15 protein-coding genes are annotated in these 15,167 nt (G+C 72.5%); 12 read left to right on the top strand and 3 right to left on the bottom strand.

What is annotated here, in order from left to right; genetic code table 11:
• The first annotated feature begins 175 nt into the window (after positions 1 to 175).
• The 5 genes from MTP13_RS06315 (at position 176) to MTP13_RS06335 (ending at position 4,599) form a co-directional block, all read left to right on the top strand.
• On the top strand, positions 176 to 1,177 hold the full coding sequence (locus MTP13_RS06315) for an alcohol dehydrogenase catalytic domain-containing protein (RefSeq protein WP_243570226.1): 1,002 nt from the start codon (positions 176 to 178) through the stop codon (positions 1,175 to 1,177).
• A gap of 102 nt (positions 1,178 to 1,279) precedes the next feature.
• Positions 1,280 to 2,503 (top strand): CaiB/BaiF CoA transferase family protein, encoded by a 1,224-nt coding sequence (locus MTP13_RS06320; RefSeq protein ID WP_243570227.1) that lies wholly within the window; start codon positions 1,280 to 1,282, stop codon positions 2,501 to 2,503.
• The gene (locus MTP13_RS06325) at positions 2,500 to 3,363 is read left to right on the top strand and encodes an amidohydrolase family protein (RefSeq protein ID WP_243570228.1); all 864 of its coding nucleotides are present in this window, start codon (positions 2,500 to 2,502) and stop codon (positions 3,361 to 3,363) included. The genes MTP13_RS06320 and MTP13_RS06325 overlap by 4 nt, the downstream gene beginning before the upstream one ends.
• 46 nt (positions 3,364 to 3,409) lie before the next feature.
• On the top strand, positions 3,410 to 4,252 hold the full coding sequence (locus MTP13_RS06330) for a DODA-type extradiol aromatic ring-opening family dioxygenase (RefSeq protein WP_243570229.1): 843 nt from the start codon (positions 3,410 to 3,412) through the stop codon (positions 4,250 to 4,252).
• Complete coding sequence (locus tag MTP13_RS06335) at positions 4,252 to 4,599, top strand: hypothetical protein (RefSeq protein WP_243570230.1); 348 nt, start codon at positions 4,252 to 4,254, stop codon at positions 4,597 to 4,599. The genes MTP13_RS06330 and MTP13_RS06335 overlap by 1 nt, the downstream gene beginning before the upstream one ends.
• Positions 4,600 to 4,632: 33 nt before the next feature.
• On the opposite strand, the gene MTP13_RS06340 is transcribed toward MTP13_RS06335, so the two are convergent.
• Positions 4,633 to 4,956: a hypothetical protein gene (locus tag MTP13_RS06340; protein ID WP_243570231.1), complete on the bottom strand. Its 324-nt coding sequence runs from the start codon at positions 4,954 to 4,956 to the stop codon at positions 4,633 to 4,635.
• 168 nt (positions 4,957 to 5,124) lie between these two features.
• Positions 5,125 to 6,162, bottom strand: coding sequence for a 2-phospho-L-lactate transferase (cofD, locus tag MTP13_RS06345; RefSeq protein ID WP_243570232.1), 1,038 nt, complete (start codon positions 6,160 to 6,162; stop codon positions 5,125 to 5,127).
• Positions 6,163 to 6,333: 171 nt separating this feature from the next.
• Between cofD and MTP13_RS06350 the strand changes: the two genes are divergently transcribed.
• From MTP13_RS06350 to MTP13_RS06370, 5 genes are all read left to right on the top strand, one after another.
• A complete protein-coding gene (locus tag MTP13_RS06350; RefSeq protein WP_243570233.1) occupies positions 6,334 to 7,182 on the top strand; it encodes a nitrilase-related carbon-nitrogen hydrolase in 849 nt (282 codons plus the stop codon).
• A 46-nt stretch (positions 7,183 to 7,228) separates the two neighbouring features.
• Complete coding sequence (hydA, locus tag MTP13_RS06355; protein ID WP_243570234.1) at positions 7,229 to 8,692, top strand: dihydropyrimidinase; 1,464 nt, start codon at positions 7,229 to 7,231, stop codon at positions 8,690 to 8,692.
• 127 nt (positions 8,693 to 8,819) lie between these two features.
• Entirely contained in the window at positions 8,820 to 9,836 is a 1,017-nt protein-coding gene (locus MTP13_RS06360) for a TIGR03842 family LLM class F420-dependent oxidoreductase (RefSeq protein ID WP_243570235.1), read from the top strand.
• 43 nt (positions 9,837 to 9,879) lie between these two features.
• Positions 9,880 to 11,214: an aspartate aminotransferase family protein gene (locus MTP13_RS06365; protein WP_243570236.1), complete on the top strand. Its 1,335-nt coding sequence runs from the start codon at positions 9,880 to 9,882 to the stop codon at positions 11,212 to 11,214.
• Positions 11,211 to 12,710 carry a CoA-acylating methylmalonate-semialdehyde dehydrogenase gene (locus MTP13_RS06370; RefSeq protein WP_243570237.1) on the top strand — a complete coding sequence of 500 codons (1,500 nt, stop codon included), beginning with the start codon at positions 11,211 to 11,213 and terminating at the stop codon, positions 12,708 to 12,710. The genes MTP13_RS06365 and MTP13_RS06370 overlap by 4 nt, the downstream gene beginning before the upstream one ends.
• Before the next feature lie 265 nt (positions 12,711 to 12,975).
• On the opposite strand, the gene MTP13_RS06375 is transcribed toward MTP13_RS06370, so the two are convergent.
• Entirely contained in the window at positions 12,976 to 13,941 is a 966-nt protein-coding gene (locus MTP13_RS06375) for a helix-turn-helix transcriptional regulator (protein ID WP_243570238.1), read from the bottom strand.
• A 61-nt stretch (positions 13,942 to 14,002) separates the two neighbouring features.
• Here MTP13_RS06375 and MTP13_RS06380 point away from each other — a divergent pair, with 61 nt between their 5' ends.
• Entirely contained in the window at positions 14,003 to 14,488 is a 486-nt protein-coding gene (locus tag MTP13_RS06380; RefSeq protein ID WP_243570239.1) for a VOC family protein, read from the top strand.
• Positions 14,485 to 15,081, top strand: coding sequence for a YdeI/OmpD-associated family protein (locus MTP13_RS06385; RefSeq protein ID WP_243570240.1), 597 nt, complete (start codon positions 14,485 to 14,487; stop codon positions 15,079 to 15,081). The genes MTP13_RS06380 and MTP13_RS06385 overlap by 4 nt, the downstream gene beginning before the upstream one ends.
• Positions 15,082 to 15,167: the final 86 nt, after the last annotated feature.

The raw sequence follows: 15,167 nt of genomic DNA on the forward strand, positions 1-15,167 counted from the left end.
TGCATTCTCGGGGCGAGTGGTCTCGCGGGCGGCCGGGCGATCGCGCGCAGCCGGATCTCGGTGGGATGCTCGGAGTGGACCGCGGATGCCTCGTGACGCGTCCGGCCACCCGATCCACTGGACGCGGATTGCAATTTTGGATACCGTATCCAGAAAGACGACGCGAGGAGGCGGAGTGCGGGCAGCGCTGCTCACCGATCACACCCTGGAGGCGCTCGCCGTCGCCGAGGTGCCGGTTCCGGCCCCGGGCGCGGGCGAGGTGCTCGTGCGCGTCGAGACCGTCGGCGTGAACCAGCTCGACCGCAACGTCATCGCCGGCATCGGCCCGGGTGCCGCCGCGAAGCTCCCCCGCGTGCTCGGCATCGACCCGGCCGGCACGATCGTCGCCGTCGGGCCCGGTATGAGCGAGGCGCGCCTCGGCCGCCCGGTCGTCGTGAAGCCGAACATCCCCTGCGGCGAGTGCCGCAGCTGCGCCGCCGGCCGCGAAGCCGACTGCCCCGCGCAGACCGTGCTGGGTGTGCACCGCAACGGCGGCGCCGCCGAGTTCGTCACCGTGCCCGAGCGCAACGCGATCGACCGCGGCGAGATCCCCGCGGCCTTCGCCACCGCGGCCGTGCACACCGTGCCGATCGTGCTGAACGCCTTCGAGGCGATCGGCGTCGGCGAGGGCGACCGGCTCCTCGTCACCGGCGCGGGCGGCATGCTCGGCCAGATCGCGCTGCAGCTCGGCGTCGCGAGCGGCGCCGAGACGGTCGGGGCATCCCGCGCCGCAGCCCCCGCACCCGAGGGTGCGCGCGTGCTCCGCGCCGGCTCGCCCGCCGAGCTCCGCGAACGGCTCACCGCCGAGGCGCCCTTCGACGCGGTCGTCGACGTCGGCGGGCACGGGCCGACCTTCGCCGCCGGCATCGCCGCGCTCGCCTGGGGCGGTCGCGCCGTGACCTGCGCCGCCTCCGTCGACCCGGTGCTCGAGCTCGACCAGCGCAGCTTCTACCTCCGCAGGCTGCGGCTCGTCGGCGTCGCGAGCGCCGACTTCGCGCAGGTGCGCCGCGCGCTGAAGCTCGTCGCCGAGGGCCGGGTGGTCCCGCCCGTCGCAGCGCGGTTCCCGCTCGAGCGGATCGCGGATGCCTACCGCGCGCCCCGCACGGCACCCGGCAAGGTGATCGTCGATGTCCCCTGAGCTCGCGCGGTCCCCTGCGTCTCGAGCCGGCGCCCGCGCTGACGTGCACGCCGTCGCCGCATCCCCCGTCCCCCGTCCAGCAAGAGGAGAGGACCTCCCCGCATGACCCCCACCCCCAGCGGCCCGCTCGCGGGCGTCCGCGTCATCGAGCTCGGCCAGTACATCTCCGGGCCGTACGCCGCGAAGCTCCTCGCCGACCTCGGCGCCGACGTCGTGAAGGTCGAGTCGCCCGAGGGCGACCCCATGCGCCGTTGGGAGGGCAGCGGGCAGATGAGCCCGCAATTCGCCGCGTACAACCGGGGCAAGCGCGCCGTCGTGCTCGACCTGAAGAGCGAAGCCGGCCTCGCCGCGCTCCTCGACCTCGCGCGCGACGCCGACGTGCTGATCGAGAACTTCCGTCCCGGGGTCGCCGCGCGCCTGGGCTTCGGCCCGGACGTGCTCGCCCGGGTGAACCCGCGCCTCGTCTCGTGCGCCATCACCGGGTTCGGCCCCGAGGGGCCGTACGCGAAGCGCCCCGCCTACGACACGGTGATCTCGGCCGTGGGCGGCATGTACAGCCAGGTCGTGCCCGAGGATCTGCTGCGGCCGCTCGGCCCTGCCTTCTCCGACCTGCTCTCGGGCATGTCGGCCGCGCAGGCTGTGCTCGCGGCGCTGCACGCCCGCGGCGACGCCGGCCCCGGCGAGCACGTCGAGGTCTCCATGGTCGGCTCGCTGATCGACTTCCTGACCGAGGCGGCGTCGACCTACCTCGAGACCGGGCAGGTCGCCGGGCCCGACTCCCGGCCGCGCCGGGCACAGGCCTACGCGTGCCGCGGCTCCGACGGACTCGACTTCGTCATCCACATGTCGGTCCCCGAGAAGTTCTGGACCGGGCTGCTCGAGGTGCTCGAGCGCCCCGAGCTCGCCGAGGACCCCCGCTTCGCGACGCGCGAGGCCCGGGTGCGCAACTACGACGAGCTCGACGCCGAACTGAAGGCGACGACGGCGCGGATGCCCCGGCAGCACTGGCTCGACCGGCTCGTCGCGCACGACATCCCGCACGGTCCGCTGAACACGGTGGCGCACCTCTTCGACGACCCGCAGATCGCCGCGATGCAGCTCGTCGAGGAGATCGAGGGTCCGGATGGCTCGTCCCTCCGCGTGCCCGCGCCGAGCACCCGCTTCCACCGCTCGGGCCGGCCCGCGCTCGCCGCGGCCCCGCGGCTCGGCCAGCACGGCGCCGAACTGCTCGGGGCACCGCTGCTCGGGGCACCGCTGCCCGGGGGCGCGCACGAGCAGCCCGAGGCATCCGCGACATCCGCCACCCCCGAGAGGAGCCGCGCATGAGCCGCATCGACGAGCTCGTCGCCATCGACGTGCACACCCACCCGCAGACCGAGGAGTTCCTGCAGGCGATGGGCCGCCGCCACCAGCAGATGGCGAAGCACTTCGGCCGCGAGCGGCCGGTGGTCTCCTTCGCCGAGCAGGCCGACCAGTACCGCGAGCGCAAGATGATGGCCGTCATCGTGAACTCGGACTCCGAGACGACCTCGGGCATCCCCGGCGCGCCGAACGACCTGCTCGGCAAGGCGCAGACGGACCACCCCGACGCCTTCATCGCCTTCGCCGGCATCGACCCGTGGAAGGGCGAGGCGGCGATCGCCGAGATCCGCCGCATGCACGCCGAGTACGGCATCAAGGGCGTCGGCGAGCTGAACGCGGCCAGGCAGAAGTTCCTGCCGAACGACCGGCGCTTCTTCCCGATCTGGGAGACGTGCGCGGAGCTCGGCCTCGTGGTGATGTTCCACTCGGGCTTCCCCGGCGCGGGCGCCGGTACCCCGGGCGGCGGCGGCTACCGGCTCGAGAACTCGCGGCCGGTGCCGTACCTCGACGACGTCGCGGCCGAGTTCCCCGAGCTGAAGATCATCAGCGCGCACCCCGCCTGGCCGTGGCACCTCGAGAACCTCGCGATGGTGTGGCACAAGTCGAACGTGTACCTCGACCTCTCGGGCTGGGCGCCGAAGTACCTGCCGCCGGAGGTGGTCCGCTACGCGGACTCGCTCATCACCGATCGGGTGCTGTTCGGCTCGGACTGGCCCGTGATGACCCCCGACCGCTGGATGACGGAGTTCGCCGAGCTGCCGTTCAAGCCCGAGTCGCGGCAGAAGATCCTGCTCGACAACGCGCGCGCCCTGTTCGGCATCTGAGCCGCGCCCCGACCCCGCATCCCCTCGCACCTCCGGAAGGACCCACATGGCCGAGCTCGTCCTGGCGGCAGCCACGCCGCACAACCCGCTGCTCTGGCGGGCGATGAACGATCCGGTGCCCGACGACCTGCAGCCGATCGCGGCGAACTTCGCCCGCATCCGCGAGGCGGTCGCGGCGCACGAGGTCGACGTGCTCGTCGTCATCGGCACCGATCACGTGCGGCAGTTCTTCTACGACAACTCGCCGGCGTTCGTCGTCGGCAAGGCCGAGTCGTACCACGGCACCTGGGAGAACGAGGTGCGCACCTTCGGCATGGAGTACGTGGAGCTCGCCGGGCACCGGGAGCTCGCCGACGAGATCACGGGGCGCACGGTGCTGCCCGAGACGATCGACCTCGCCGTGAGCCTGGAGTGGCGACTCGACCACAGCTACGTCATCCCGCTGCAGTACGTGCGGCCCGAGCTCGACCTGCCGGTCGTGCCGATCCACACGAACGCCTCGATGCCGCCGGTGCCCTCGGTGCGCCGCTTCGTGGCGCTCGGCGAGCACCTGCGCGACGCGATCGAGCGCTGGGACTCGGACGCCCGCGTCGCGATCCTCACCTCCGGGCACATGGCCAACGACGTCGGCGGGCCGCGCACCTTCGCGGGCTCACCGGACCCGGACTTCGACGAGGCGGCCGCCTCGTGGATGCGCGACGGCGACCTCGAGGGGGCCATCCGCGTCTGCAGCGACTTCCAGCGTCTGCTGGAGGCGGGCTGCATGACGTACCAGTACCTGAACGCGGTGGCGGCGCTCGCGGCGATGGGCGGCCGTCCGGCCGACTTCGCCGAGGTGACGCCCTCGCGGTTCGCCTCGAGTCCGTTCTTCCTGTGGGGGAGCCGCTGATGAGCAAGTACATCGTCGACAAGTTCATCCGCGCGGTGGAGCTCAGCGATGCGGCGGTCGCGGCGTACGTCGCCGACCCGGGCGGCGTCGTGGACGCCTGGCTCGCCGGGGGCGGCGGGCCGACGGGACCGAGCGACGACCGGCAGCTCACCCCGGCCGAGCGGGATGCCTTCGCCGCCCGCGACTTCGAGGCGCTCTACGCGCTCGGCGCGCACCCGTATCTGCTGTGGCACTTCACGGAGGCGGTGTACGAGCACGAGTACACGCCCGACTCCGGCTGGCGCGAACTCGTCGAACGCTACCGCGCGGCCGTGGCGCCGCAGGGGATCGTCGACTACATCCCGTAGTCGGGAGCGTCCCCAGCGCGGCAGCGGCCGCCGCTACTCCTCGACGCCCGGATCGCCGCCGCGGAGGCCGCCGTCGTCGGAATCGGTCATCGGCTCGCCGCGTTCGGCGGGACCGGTGCCCGGCACGGGGCCGTCGCGACCGGTGTCGGCCCGGTCGATCGGCTGGGTGGTGCCCAGCGCGTCGTCATCGTCGTCGTCGACGCGTCGCTCCGCGTCGGGGACGACGGCGTTCTCCGGCAGCTCCGAGTCGACGTACGAGCCCTCGCCCTCCTCGGGCACGTACTCCTCGCCCGGGATCTGCGACTCCACGTAGGAGCCGGCGTCCTCTTCGGGCACCCAGTCTTCGTTCCTCGACATCGCGGCCTCCCCTGCTGGCGTTGTGCGGTGGACGAGGCCCACGCTCGCAGGCGCGGCCGACCGCGGCAACGGGCTTGACACCCGGTGCAGGAACGCCGTACCCGGCACCCGCCTCCCGACTTGCCCGACGTTCATGAACGTCGGGCAGGTCGGAGTGGGGTGGCCGGCTCAGGAGTGCAGGGCGCTCGCGAGGTCGAGGGCGGCGCCGGCGACGGCGGCCGAGGTATCGGGGTCGCGCATCCAGAGCGGCGCGGCGTGCGCGCGGAGACCGGATGCCTCGAGCGCGGGCACGGCCGCGGCATCCGCGTCGTCGACGAGCCAGCCGTCGATGAGTCCGCCGCTCGAGCGGGCGCCGTAGTGCCGGGCGACCGCCGCGGCATCCGTCTCCACGCCGATCGCGGCGAGGCACGCGTCGGCCATGCCGCGCACCACCTTGCCGCCGATGATCGGCGAGACGCCGACGACGCGCGCCGCGGTGGCGCGCAGGGCCTCGGCGATGCCGGGGATCGCGGTGATCGTGCCGATCGACACGACCGGATTGGAGGGCGCCAGGAGCACGACGTCGGCGCCGGCGATCGCTTCGACGACGCCGGGCGCGGGTCGGGCCTCAGTGATATTCCGCTGCCGGAATGCGCTCGCGGGCAGGCTCGCCCGGTGCCGTGTCCACCACTCCTGGAAGTGCAGCTCGCGGCGGCCGTCGTCGGTCGGCTCGGCGATCTCCACCCAGGTGTCGACTTCGGTATCGGTCGCGGGCAGCAGGTGCACGCCGAGCGGCCAGCGGCGCTGCAGGCGCTCGCCGATCTCGGAGGGGCTGAGGCCCTCGCGAAGCCAGGAGGTGCGCGCGAGGTGCGTGCCGAGGTCGAGGTCGCCGAGGGTGAACCACGGCCAGCCCACGCCCCATTCGCGCAGCTCCGCCGCGACGCGCTCGGACTCGCCGGCCCGGCCCCAGCCGCGCTCGGCGTCGTTCACGCCGGCGAGGGCGTAGAGCAGCGAGTCGAAGTCGGGCATGAGCCGGACGCCCGCGAGCCAGACGTCGTCGCCGGTGTTCACGACGACCGACACCTGATCGTCCGGCGTCGGCCGGTCGGGCGGGACGGATGCCCCGGGCAGCGGCTCGGCGCGGGCCGCCCGGCGCCGCAGTTCCTCCCTGAGCCCGCGCACGAAGCGCGAGCCGCCGACGCCGCCGGCGAGCACGGTGATCCTCACGGCTCCAGCGTAGGCGGCGCGGCGTGCACGTCCGGCGCGTCCCGAGCATCCGCGCCACGTCGACGCGTGCTCATCCGAGCAATCCATTGCCCGGAGCCGCGCCCCGGGAGAGGATGAGCCGAACAGGAACCATGAGCCACGAGTGCACGACGACGTGCGGCAGGAGGCAGCATGACCATCGTTCGAGCGGCGATCACGCAGACGAGCTGGACCGGAGACAAAGCGTCCATGCTCGACAAGCACGAGCAGTTCGCGCGGGAGGCCGCGGGGCAGGGCGCAGAGGTCGTCTGCTTCCAGGAGCTCTTCTACGGCCCCTACTTCGGCATCACGCAGGAGCAGAAGTACTACCGCTTCGCGGAGCAGGCCGACGGCCCCATCGTGCAGCGCTTCGCCGCGGTCGCGAAGGAGCTCGGCACCGTCATGGTGCTGCCGATCTACGAGGAGGCGGAGACGGGGGTGTACTACAACACCTCGGTGCTCGTCGACGCCGACGGCACGATCCTCGGCAAGTACCGCAAGCACCATCTGCCGCACCTCGACCGCTTCTGGGAGAAGTTCTACTTCCGGCCGGGCAACCTCGGCTATCCGGTCTTCGACAGCGCGGTAGGCCGCATCGGCATGTACATCTGCTACGACCGGCACTTCCCGGAGGGCTGGCGCGAGCTCGGCCTGAACGACGCGCACATGGTGTTCAACCCGAACGCGACGAAGCCCGGGCTCTCGAACCGGCTGTGGGAGGTCGAGGGGCCGTGCGCCGCCGTCGCGAACGGCTACTTCGTGCTGCAGCCGAACCGCGTCGGGCGCGAGGACAACGAGTACGGCGAGCTCGCCGTCGACTTCTACGGCACGAGCCAGGTGATCGACCCCCGCGGCAACTTCGTCGGTGAGCGCGGCTCGGGGGAGCACGAGGAGCTCCTCGTGCGCGACCTCGACCTCGACATGGTGCGGCAGATGCGCGACGACTGGCAGTTCTACCGCGACCGCCGGCCCGACTCGTACACCCGGATCGCGCAGCCGTGACCCGACCGATGCAGCAGCCCTTCGACCAGCTCAGGGAGCCAGGACCATGACCACGACCCTCATCTCGGGCGGCACCGTCGTCGGCGCGACCGGGCGCGGCGCCGCCGACGTGCTCGTCGACGGCGAGCGCATCGTCGCCGTGCTGGAGCCCGGCAGCGAGCTCCTCGGCGCCGAGCTCGCCCGCTCGGTCGACCGGGTGATCGACGCGAGCGGCAAGTACGTCATCCCCGGCGGGATCGACGCGCACACGCACATGCAGCTGCCGTTCGGCGGCACCGAGGCGTCGGACACCTTCGAGACCGGCACCCGGGCTGCCGCGCACGGCGGCACCACGACCATCATCGACTTCGCCGTGCAGCGGTACGGCGAGCGGGTCGAGGACGGGCTCGCGGCCTGGCACGAGAAGGCGGCCGGCGAGTGCGCCGTCGACTACGGCTTCCACCAGATCATCGGCGGCGTCGACGAGGCATCCCTCCAGGCCATGCGAAAGCTGCCCGACGAGGGCATCACGAGCTTCAAGCTCTTCATGGCCTACCCCGGCGTGTTCTACTCCGACGACGCGCAGGTGCTGCGGGCCATGCAGGTCTCCCGCGAGACCGGCATGCTCACGATGATGCACGCCGAGAACGGGCCCGCGATCGACGTGCTCGCCGAGCAGCTCGTCGAGCAGCGCAAGACCGACCCCTACTTCCACGGCATCGCCCGCGCCTGGGAGATGGAGGAGGAGGCGACCCATCGCGCCATCATGCTCGCGAAGCTCACGGGCGCCCCGCTCTACGTCGTGCACGTCTCGGCGAAGCAGGCGGTCGAGCAGCTCGCCTGGGCCCGCGATCACGGCCAGCACGTGTTCGGCGAGACCTGCCCGCAGTACCTCTACCTCTCGCTGGAGGAGCAGCTCGGCGCCTCCAGCGAGCAGTGGGGGGCCTTCGAGGGGGCGAAGTGGGTGTGCTCGACACCGCTGCGCAGTCGCGAGGAGCGCCACCAGGACGCGATGTGGCAGGCGCTGCGCACGAACGACCTGCAGATGGTCTCGACCGACCACTGCCCGTTCTGCATGAAGGACCAGAAGGAGCTCGGCCTCGGCGACTTCCGCAAGATCCCGAACGGGATCGGCTCGGTCGAGCACCGCATGGACCTCATGTACCAGGGCGTCGTCACGGGGGAGCTCACCCTCGAGCGCTGGGTCGAGCTCACGAGCACGACGCCGGCGCGGATGTTCGGGCTCGCCGGGCGCAAGGGCGCGATCCAGCCCGGGGCCGACGCGGACCTCGTCGTCTACGACCCGAACGGGCGCACGACGATCGGCATGCCGGTCGACGCGCAGGGCAACCCGACCGGCCGCACGCACCACATGAACATGGACCACTCCGCGTGGGAGGGCTTCGAGGTCGACGGCCACGTCGACGTCGTGCTGTCCCGGGGCAAGGTCGTCGTCGAGGGCGACGAGTACCTCGGCCGCAAGGGCGACGGCCGCTACCTGAAGCGGGGGCTGTCGAGCTACGTGAGTTGAGGAGTGGTTCGCTGAGCCCGTCGAAGCGCTGGTGCGCTGAGTTCGTCGAAGCGCCCCTTCGACGGGCTCAGGGAACCAGGGCCCTTCGACGGGCTCAGGGAAGCAACGAAGAACGGAGGCACCACCCATGGACTTCGGCGTCGTCCTGCAGACGAACCCGCCCGCTTCGCGGACCGTGCACCTCGCGAAGCTCGCCGAGCAGTTCGGCTTCTCGCACGTGTGGACGTTCGACTCGCACCTGCTCTGGGAGGAGCCGTACGTCATCCACTCCCAGATCCTCGCGGAGACCCGGCGGGTGATCGTCGGGCCGTTCGTCACGAACCCGGCGACCCGTGACTGGACGGTCACGGCGAGCGTCTTCGCGACGCTCAACGAGATGTACGGCAACCGCACGATCTGCGGCATCGGCCGAGGCGACTCGGCCGTGCGGGTGACGAACGGCAAACCGACCACGATGGCCGAGCTGCGCGAGTCGATCCACGTCATCCGCGAGCTCGCGAACTCCCGCGCCGTGGAGTTCAACGGCGCGACGCTGCAGTTCCCCTGGTCGCTCGGCTCCCGGCTCGACGTGTGGGTCGCGGCGTACGGGCCGATGGCGCTGAAGCTCGCCGGAGAGGTGGGCGACGGCTTCATCCTGCAGCTCGCCGACCTCGACATCGCGGCGTGGATGATCCGCACGGTGCGGAACGCCGCCGAGGCCGCCGGGCGCGACCCCGACGAGATCGCGTTCTGCGTCGCGGCGCCCATGTACATCGGCGACGACCGCGAGCACATGCGCGAGCAGTGCCGCTGGTTCGGCGGCATGGTCGGCAACCACGTCGCCGACCTCGTCGCCCGCTACGGCGAGCACGGGCAGGTGCCGGAGGCGCTGACGGAGTACATCCGCGGTCGCGAGGGCTACGACTACAACAGCCACGGCCGGGCGTCCAACGACCACGTCGACTTCGTGCCCGACGAGATCGTTGAGCGCTTCTGCCTGCTCGGCCCGCCGGAGGAGCACATCGAGAAGCTGCAGCGGCTCGCTGAGCTCGGCGTGGACCAGTTCGCCGGGTACCTGCAGCACGACAACAAGGAGGAGACCCTGCGCGTCTACGGCGAGCAGGTGATCCCGGCGCTCCGCGAGCATCTCGTGGCGAAGCGCTGACCCCCGAGCCGAGCACCCAGTCGATCACCGAACGGAGCGAATCATGACCGACCCCGGCCCCGACACCACCGACGTCACCGACGAGCTCGCGCGCGAGCTCGACCGGGCGCACGTCTTCCACTCCTGGTCGGCGCAGGCGCAGACCTCCTCGCTCGTCATCGCCTCGGGGCGCGGATGCCGCGTCTGGGACCACGCCGGCGTCGAGTACCTGGACTTCTCCAGCCAGCTCGTGAACGTCAACATCGGCCACCAGCATCCCGCCGTCGTCTCGGCGATCCGCGAGCAGGCCGAGCTCCTCACGACCGTCGCCCCCGCCACGGTGAACCTCGCCCGCGGCGAGGCCGCGAAGCGGATCGTCGCCCGCGCGCCGGAGGGGTTCCGCCGGGTGTTCTTCACGAACGGCGGCGCCGACGCGAACGAGAACGCCATCCGCCTCGCCCGGCTCACCACGGGGCGCGACAAGATCCTCTCGACGTACCGCTCGTACCACGGCAACACCGGGGCGGCGATCGTCTCGACCGGCGATTGGCGGCGGGTGCCGAACGAGTTCGCGCGCGGGCACGTGCACTTCTTCGGGCCGTACCTCTACCGCTCGGAGTTCTGGGCGCGGAGCCCGGAGGAGGAGTGCGAGCGCGCGCTGCAGCACCTGCGCCGAGTGATCGAGTCCGAGGGGCCGCAGACCATCGCGGCCGTGCTCCTCGAGACGGTGCCCGGCACCGCCGGGGTGCTCGTGCCGCCGCCCGGCTACCTCGCCGGCGTGCGCGAGCTCTGCGACCGGCACGGCATCCTGCTGATCCTCGACGAGGTGATGGCGGGCTTCGGCCGCACCGGCCGGTGGTTCGCCTTCGACGGCTACGAGGTGCGGCCCGATCTCATCACCTTCGCGAAGGGCGTGAACTCGGGGTACGTGCCGGCCGGCGGGGTGATCATCGACGAGCCGATCGCGGCGGGCTTCGACGAACGGGTGTTCCCCGGCGGACTGACCTACTCCGGGCATCCGCTCGCGATGGCCTCGATCGTCGCGACGCTCGACGCGATGGCCTCGGAGGGCGTCGTCGAGCACGCGCGCGCGATCGGCGAGACGGCCATCGGGCCAGGGCTCGCCGAACTCGCCGAACGGCACGAGGCGATCGGCGAGGTGCGCGGCGAGGGCGTGTTCTGGGCGATGGAGCTCGTCGCCGACCGCGAGACGCGCGAGCCGCTGCCCGCTCCGGCGATGGGCGAGCTCAAGGCGGCGCTGCTCGCGCGCGGGCTGCTGCCGTTCATCCAGGACAACCGCATCCACGTCGTGCCGCCCTGCGTCGTCACCGCCGACGAGGTGGGCGAGGCGATGGCGATCTACGACGAGGTGCTGAGCGCGATGGGAGGCGCATCATGAGCGAGCTCGAGTTCGTCGAGCACTGGATCGACGGGGCCGCGACGAGCGGCGCGGGGGAGCGCACGGGGCCCGTCTACGATCCGGCCCGCGGCGTCGTCGCGCGCCGGGTGCGGTTCGCCGAGGCATCCGACGTGGATGCCGCGGTGGATGCCGCGGCGCGCGCCTTCCCCGCCTGGCGCGAGGTGTCGATCGCGAAACGGCAGCAGATCATGTTCCGCTTCCGGGAGCTGCTGGCGGCGCGCAGCGACGAGCTCGCCGCGATCCTCACGAGTGAGCACGGCAAGGTGCTCGGCGACGCCGCCGGCGAGATCGCCCGCGGCCTCGAGGTCGTCGAACTGGCGTGCGCGATGCCGGCGTACACGAAGGGCGAGTACTCCGAGAACGCCTCGACCGGTATCGACGTCTACACCGTGCGGCAGCCGCTCGGCGTGGTCGGCATCATCAGCCCGTTCAACTTCCCCGCGATGGTGCCGCTGTGGTTCTTCCCCATCGCGATCGCGAGCGGCAACACGGTGGTGCTGAAGCCGAGCGAGAAGGACCCGAGCGCCGCGGTCTGGCTCGCGCGGCTGCTGCAGGAGGCCGGGCTGCCCGACGGCGTGCTGAACGTCGTGCACGGCGACAAGGTCGCGGTCGACGCGCTGCTCGAGCACCCGGAGGTGCGCTCGATCTCCTTCGTCGGCTCGACCCCGATCGCCCGGTACATCTACGAGACCGCCTCGCGGAACGGCAAGCGCGTGCAGGCCCTCGGCGGGGCCAAGAACCACATGCTCGTGCTGCCGGACGCCGATCTCGATCTCGCGGCCGATGCCGCCGTGAACGCCGGCTTCGGCTCGGCGGGCGAGCGCTGCATGGCGATCTCCGCGCTCGTCGCGGTCGAGTCGATCGCCGACGAGCTCGTCGCGAAGATCGCCGAGCGGATGGCCCGGCTGCGCACCGGCGACGGCACCCGCGGCTGCGACATGGGGCCGCTGATCACGCGGGAGCACCGGGACAAGGTGGCCGGGTACCTCGACGTGGCTGTGGCGGACGGGGCATCCCTCGTCGTCGACGGTCGCGACCCGGACGTCGACGGCGACGCGGACGGTTTCTGGCTGGGGCCGACGCTCGTGGACCGGGTGCCGAGCGGTTCGGCCGTGTACCGCGACGAGATCTTCGGGCCGGTGCTGTCGGTCGTGCGGGTCGCGGGGTACGAGGAGGGGCTCGCGCTCATCAACGGTTCGCCCTACGGCAACGGCACCGCGATCTTCACGAACGACGGCGGTGCGGCGAGGCGCTTCCAGCGGGAGGTGACGGTCGGGATGGTCGGCATCAACGTGCCGATCCCGGTGCCCGTCGCGTACCACTCCTTCGGCGGCTGGAAGGACTCGTTCTTCGGCGACACGAAGGCGTACGGGCCGCAGGGCTTCGCGTTCTTCCAGCAGGAGAAGGCGATCACCTCGCGCTGGCTCGACCCGAGTCACGGCGGCGTGGACCTGGGCTTCCCGCGGCACGACTGAGCGGGCTCCGCCCGTCCCGGTGCCCCGCCCGTCCCCGTCCCGGTCCCCGTCCCGGTCCCCGTCCCTGTCCCGGTCCCCGTCCCGGTCCCCGTCCCCGTCCCGGCAAGACGTCAGTATTTGTGGGTCGCAGGGCGGGCGCACCCGCAAATAGTGACGTCTTGCCAGGTGGCGGGCCGGGGGCGTGGCGGGCCGGGGGCAGGGTGGGCCGGGGGGACGGGGCGAGGCGGGCCGGGGTCGGGGCGCGAGGGCAGGGGGCCGGGGAGAATCAGGCGCGGCCGGCGGCGCTCGCCGCGGTGAAGGCGCGGGCGAGCCCGGCGATCACCTCGCCCAACTCGGGCGGCTCGACGACCGCGAACGGCAGCCCGAGCCGGCCGAGGTAGACCGCGAGATCGTGCAGCGTGTTCGAGCCGGTCTCGACGAGGCAGTGCCGCTCGTCGATCGGCGTGACGAGCCCTGCCGGCGGTTCGAGGCGCTGCAGCAGTTCGGCCTGCGCGACGTCGAAGCGGATGCGGGCGCGAACCGGCCAGCTCGCGGAACCGATCCCCCGCAGCACGTGCGCCGCCGCTCCGCCCTCCGGCGGCTCGCGGGGGATGAAACGCCGCGCCGTGGGCGGGCCCGGCTCGACCCGGTCGGCGCGGAAGCTGCGCCAGTCGTCGCGGTCGAGATCCCAGGCCAGCAGGTACCAGCGGCGGCCGGTGAAGACGAGCCCGTGCGGCTCGACGAGACGTTCGGACGCGGTGCCGTCGGCGGACTCGTAGGCGAAGCGGAGCCGTTCGTGGTCGCGAGCCGCCGCGGCGATCGTCTCGAGCACGGTCGCGTCGACGGTCGGACCTCCGCCCGCGGCGGAGACGGTCGCGTCGCGGAGCGCGTCGACCCGGTGTCGGAGGCGCGGCGGCAGCGTCTGCTCCAGCTTGGCGAGTGCCCGGAGGGAGGCCTCCTCGATGCCGGTGACGGAGCCCGCGGCCGCGGCACGGAGGCCGACGGCGACGGCGACCGCCTCCTCGTCGTCGAGGAGCAGCGGGGGCAGGGCGCTGCCGGCCGCGAGCCGGTAGCCGCCGGCGACGCCGGGCGAGGAGTCGACGCGGTAGCCGAGGATTCGGAGCCGTTCGATGTCGTTGCGGATCGTGCGGGTGGTCACGTCGAGGCGGTCGGCCAGCTCGGCGCCCGCCCACTCGCGGCGGCTCTGCAGGAGGGCGAGCAGGCGGAGCATCCGCACCGAGCTTTCAAGCATTTCTGCAGTCTGCCAGCAATTGCGGAACCGCACCTTCCGCAATGTCTCCTAGCGTGCTGCTATGAGCATCGACGAGCAGTCCGAAACCGTCCGAGCGACCACCACCGCGCCCCTGCGCGGGCTCAGCACCGTGAACCTCTACGCAGACGACGTGGCCGCCGCCCAGCGCTGGTACACCGAGTTCCTCGGCGTCGAGCCGTACTTCTTCAACCCGCCGCAGCCGGCGCCCCCGATGTACGTCGAGTTCCGCCTGGGCGATCTCCAGCACGAGCTCGGCATCGTCGATCGCCGCTTCGCGCCCGGGGCGGCGGACGGACCCGGGGCGAGCGCGGGCGACGACGCGGCCCAGCCGATCACGTACTGGCACGTGGACGACGTCGAGGCGGTACTCGCCAGGCTGCTCGAGCTCGGCGCATCGCCCCATCAGCCGGTCATCGAGCGGGGGCCGGGGTTCGTGACGGCGTCGGTCGTCGACCCGTTCGGGAACGTGCTCGGCATCATGTTCAACCGGCACTTCCTCGACATGGTCGGCGGGAGCGCCGCGTGACCGTCGGAGCGCCGGCCGCCGCGTCCGCGGCCCGACCCGAACTGCTGCACTTCGCGGGCCCGGCCGACTGGGAGGCCTGGCTCGAGCGGAACGACGGCGCGGGCGAGGCCTGGTTGCGCATCGCGAAGCGGGGCCGGGCGGGCCTGTCGATCTCGGACGCGCTCGACGTCGCACTCTGCTTCGGCTGGATCGACAGCATCCGCCGCGGCAACGACGACGCCTCGTTCGCGCAGCGCTACTCGCCCCGGCGGGCCCGGAGTCCGTGGTCGGCGATCAACGTCGAGCGGGCCGAGGCGCTCGAGGCCGCGGGGCGCATGCGCCAGGGCGGGCTCGCGCAGCTCGCCGCGGCGCGGGCCGACGGCCGGTGGGATGCCGCGTACGTCCGTCAGCGCGACGCGACGGTGCCCGACGACCTCGCGGCCGCGCTCGCCGCCGAGCCGCTCGCCGCACGACGCTTCGCCGGCCTCGGCAAGACGGAGCGGTACGCGCGCGTGCTGCCGCTGCTGAAGGCGCGCACCGCGGAGGGGCGGGCGGCGCGGATCACGAAGCTACTCGCCGAGCTCGGCGACACGCACGGCGGATCGGCGGGCTGAGCGGGCCGGCCTGTCGGTCGAGCGGGCGGGCCGGCGGCCCGGCGGGCTGAGCGCGCTGCGCGGGCGGGCCTGTGGGGCGGGCGGGC

Source organism: Agromyces soli, from assembly GCF_022811605.1.
Taxonomy (GTDB): domain Bacteria; phylum Actinomycetota; class Actinomycetes; order Actinomycetales; family Microbacteriaceae; genus Agromyces; species Agromyces soli.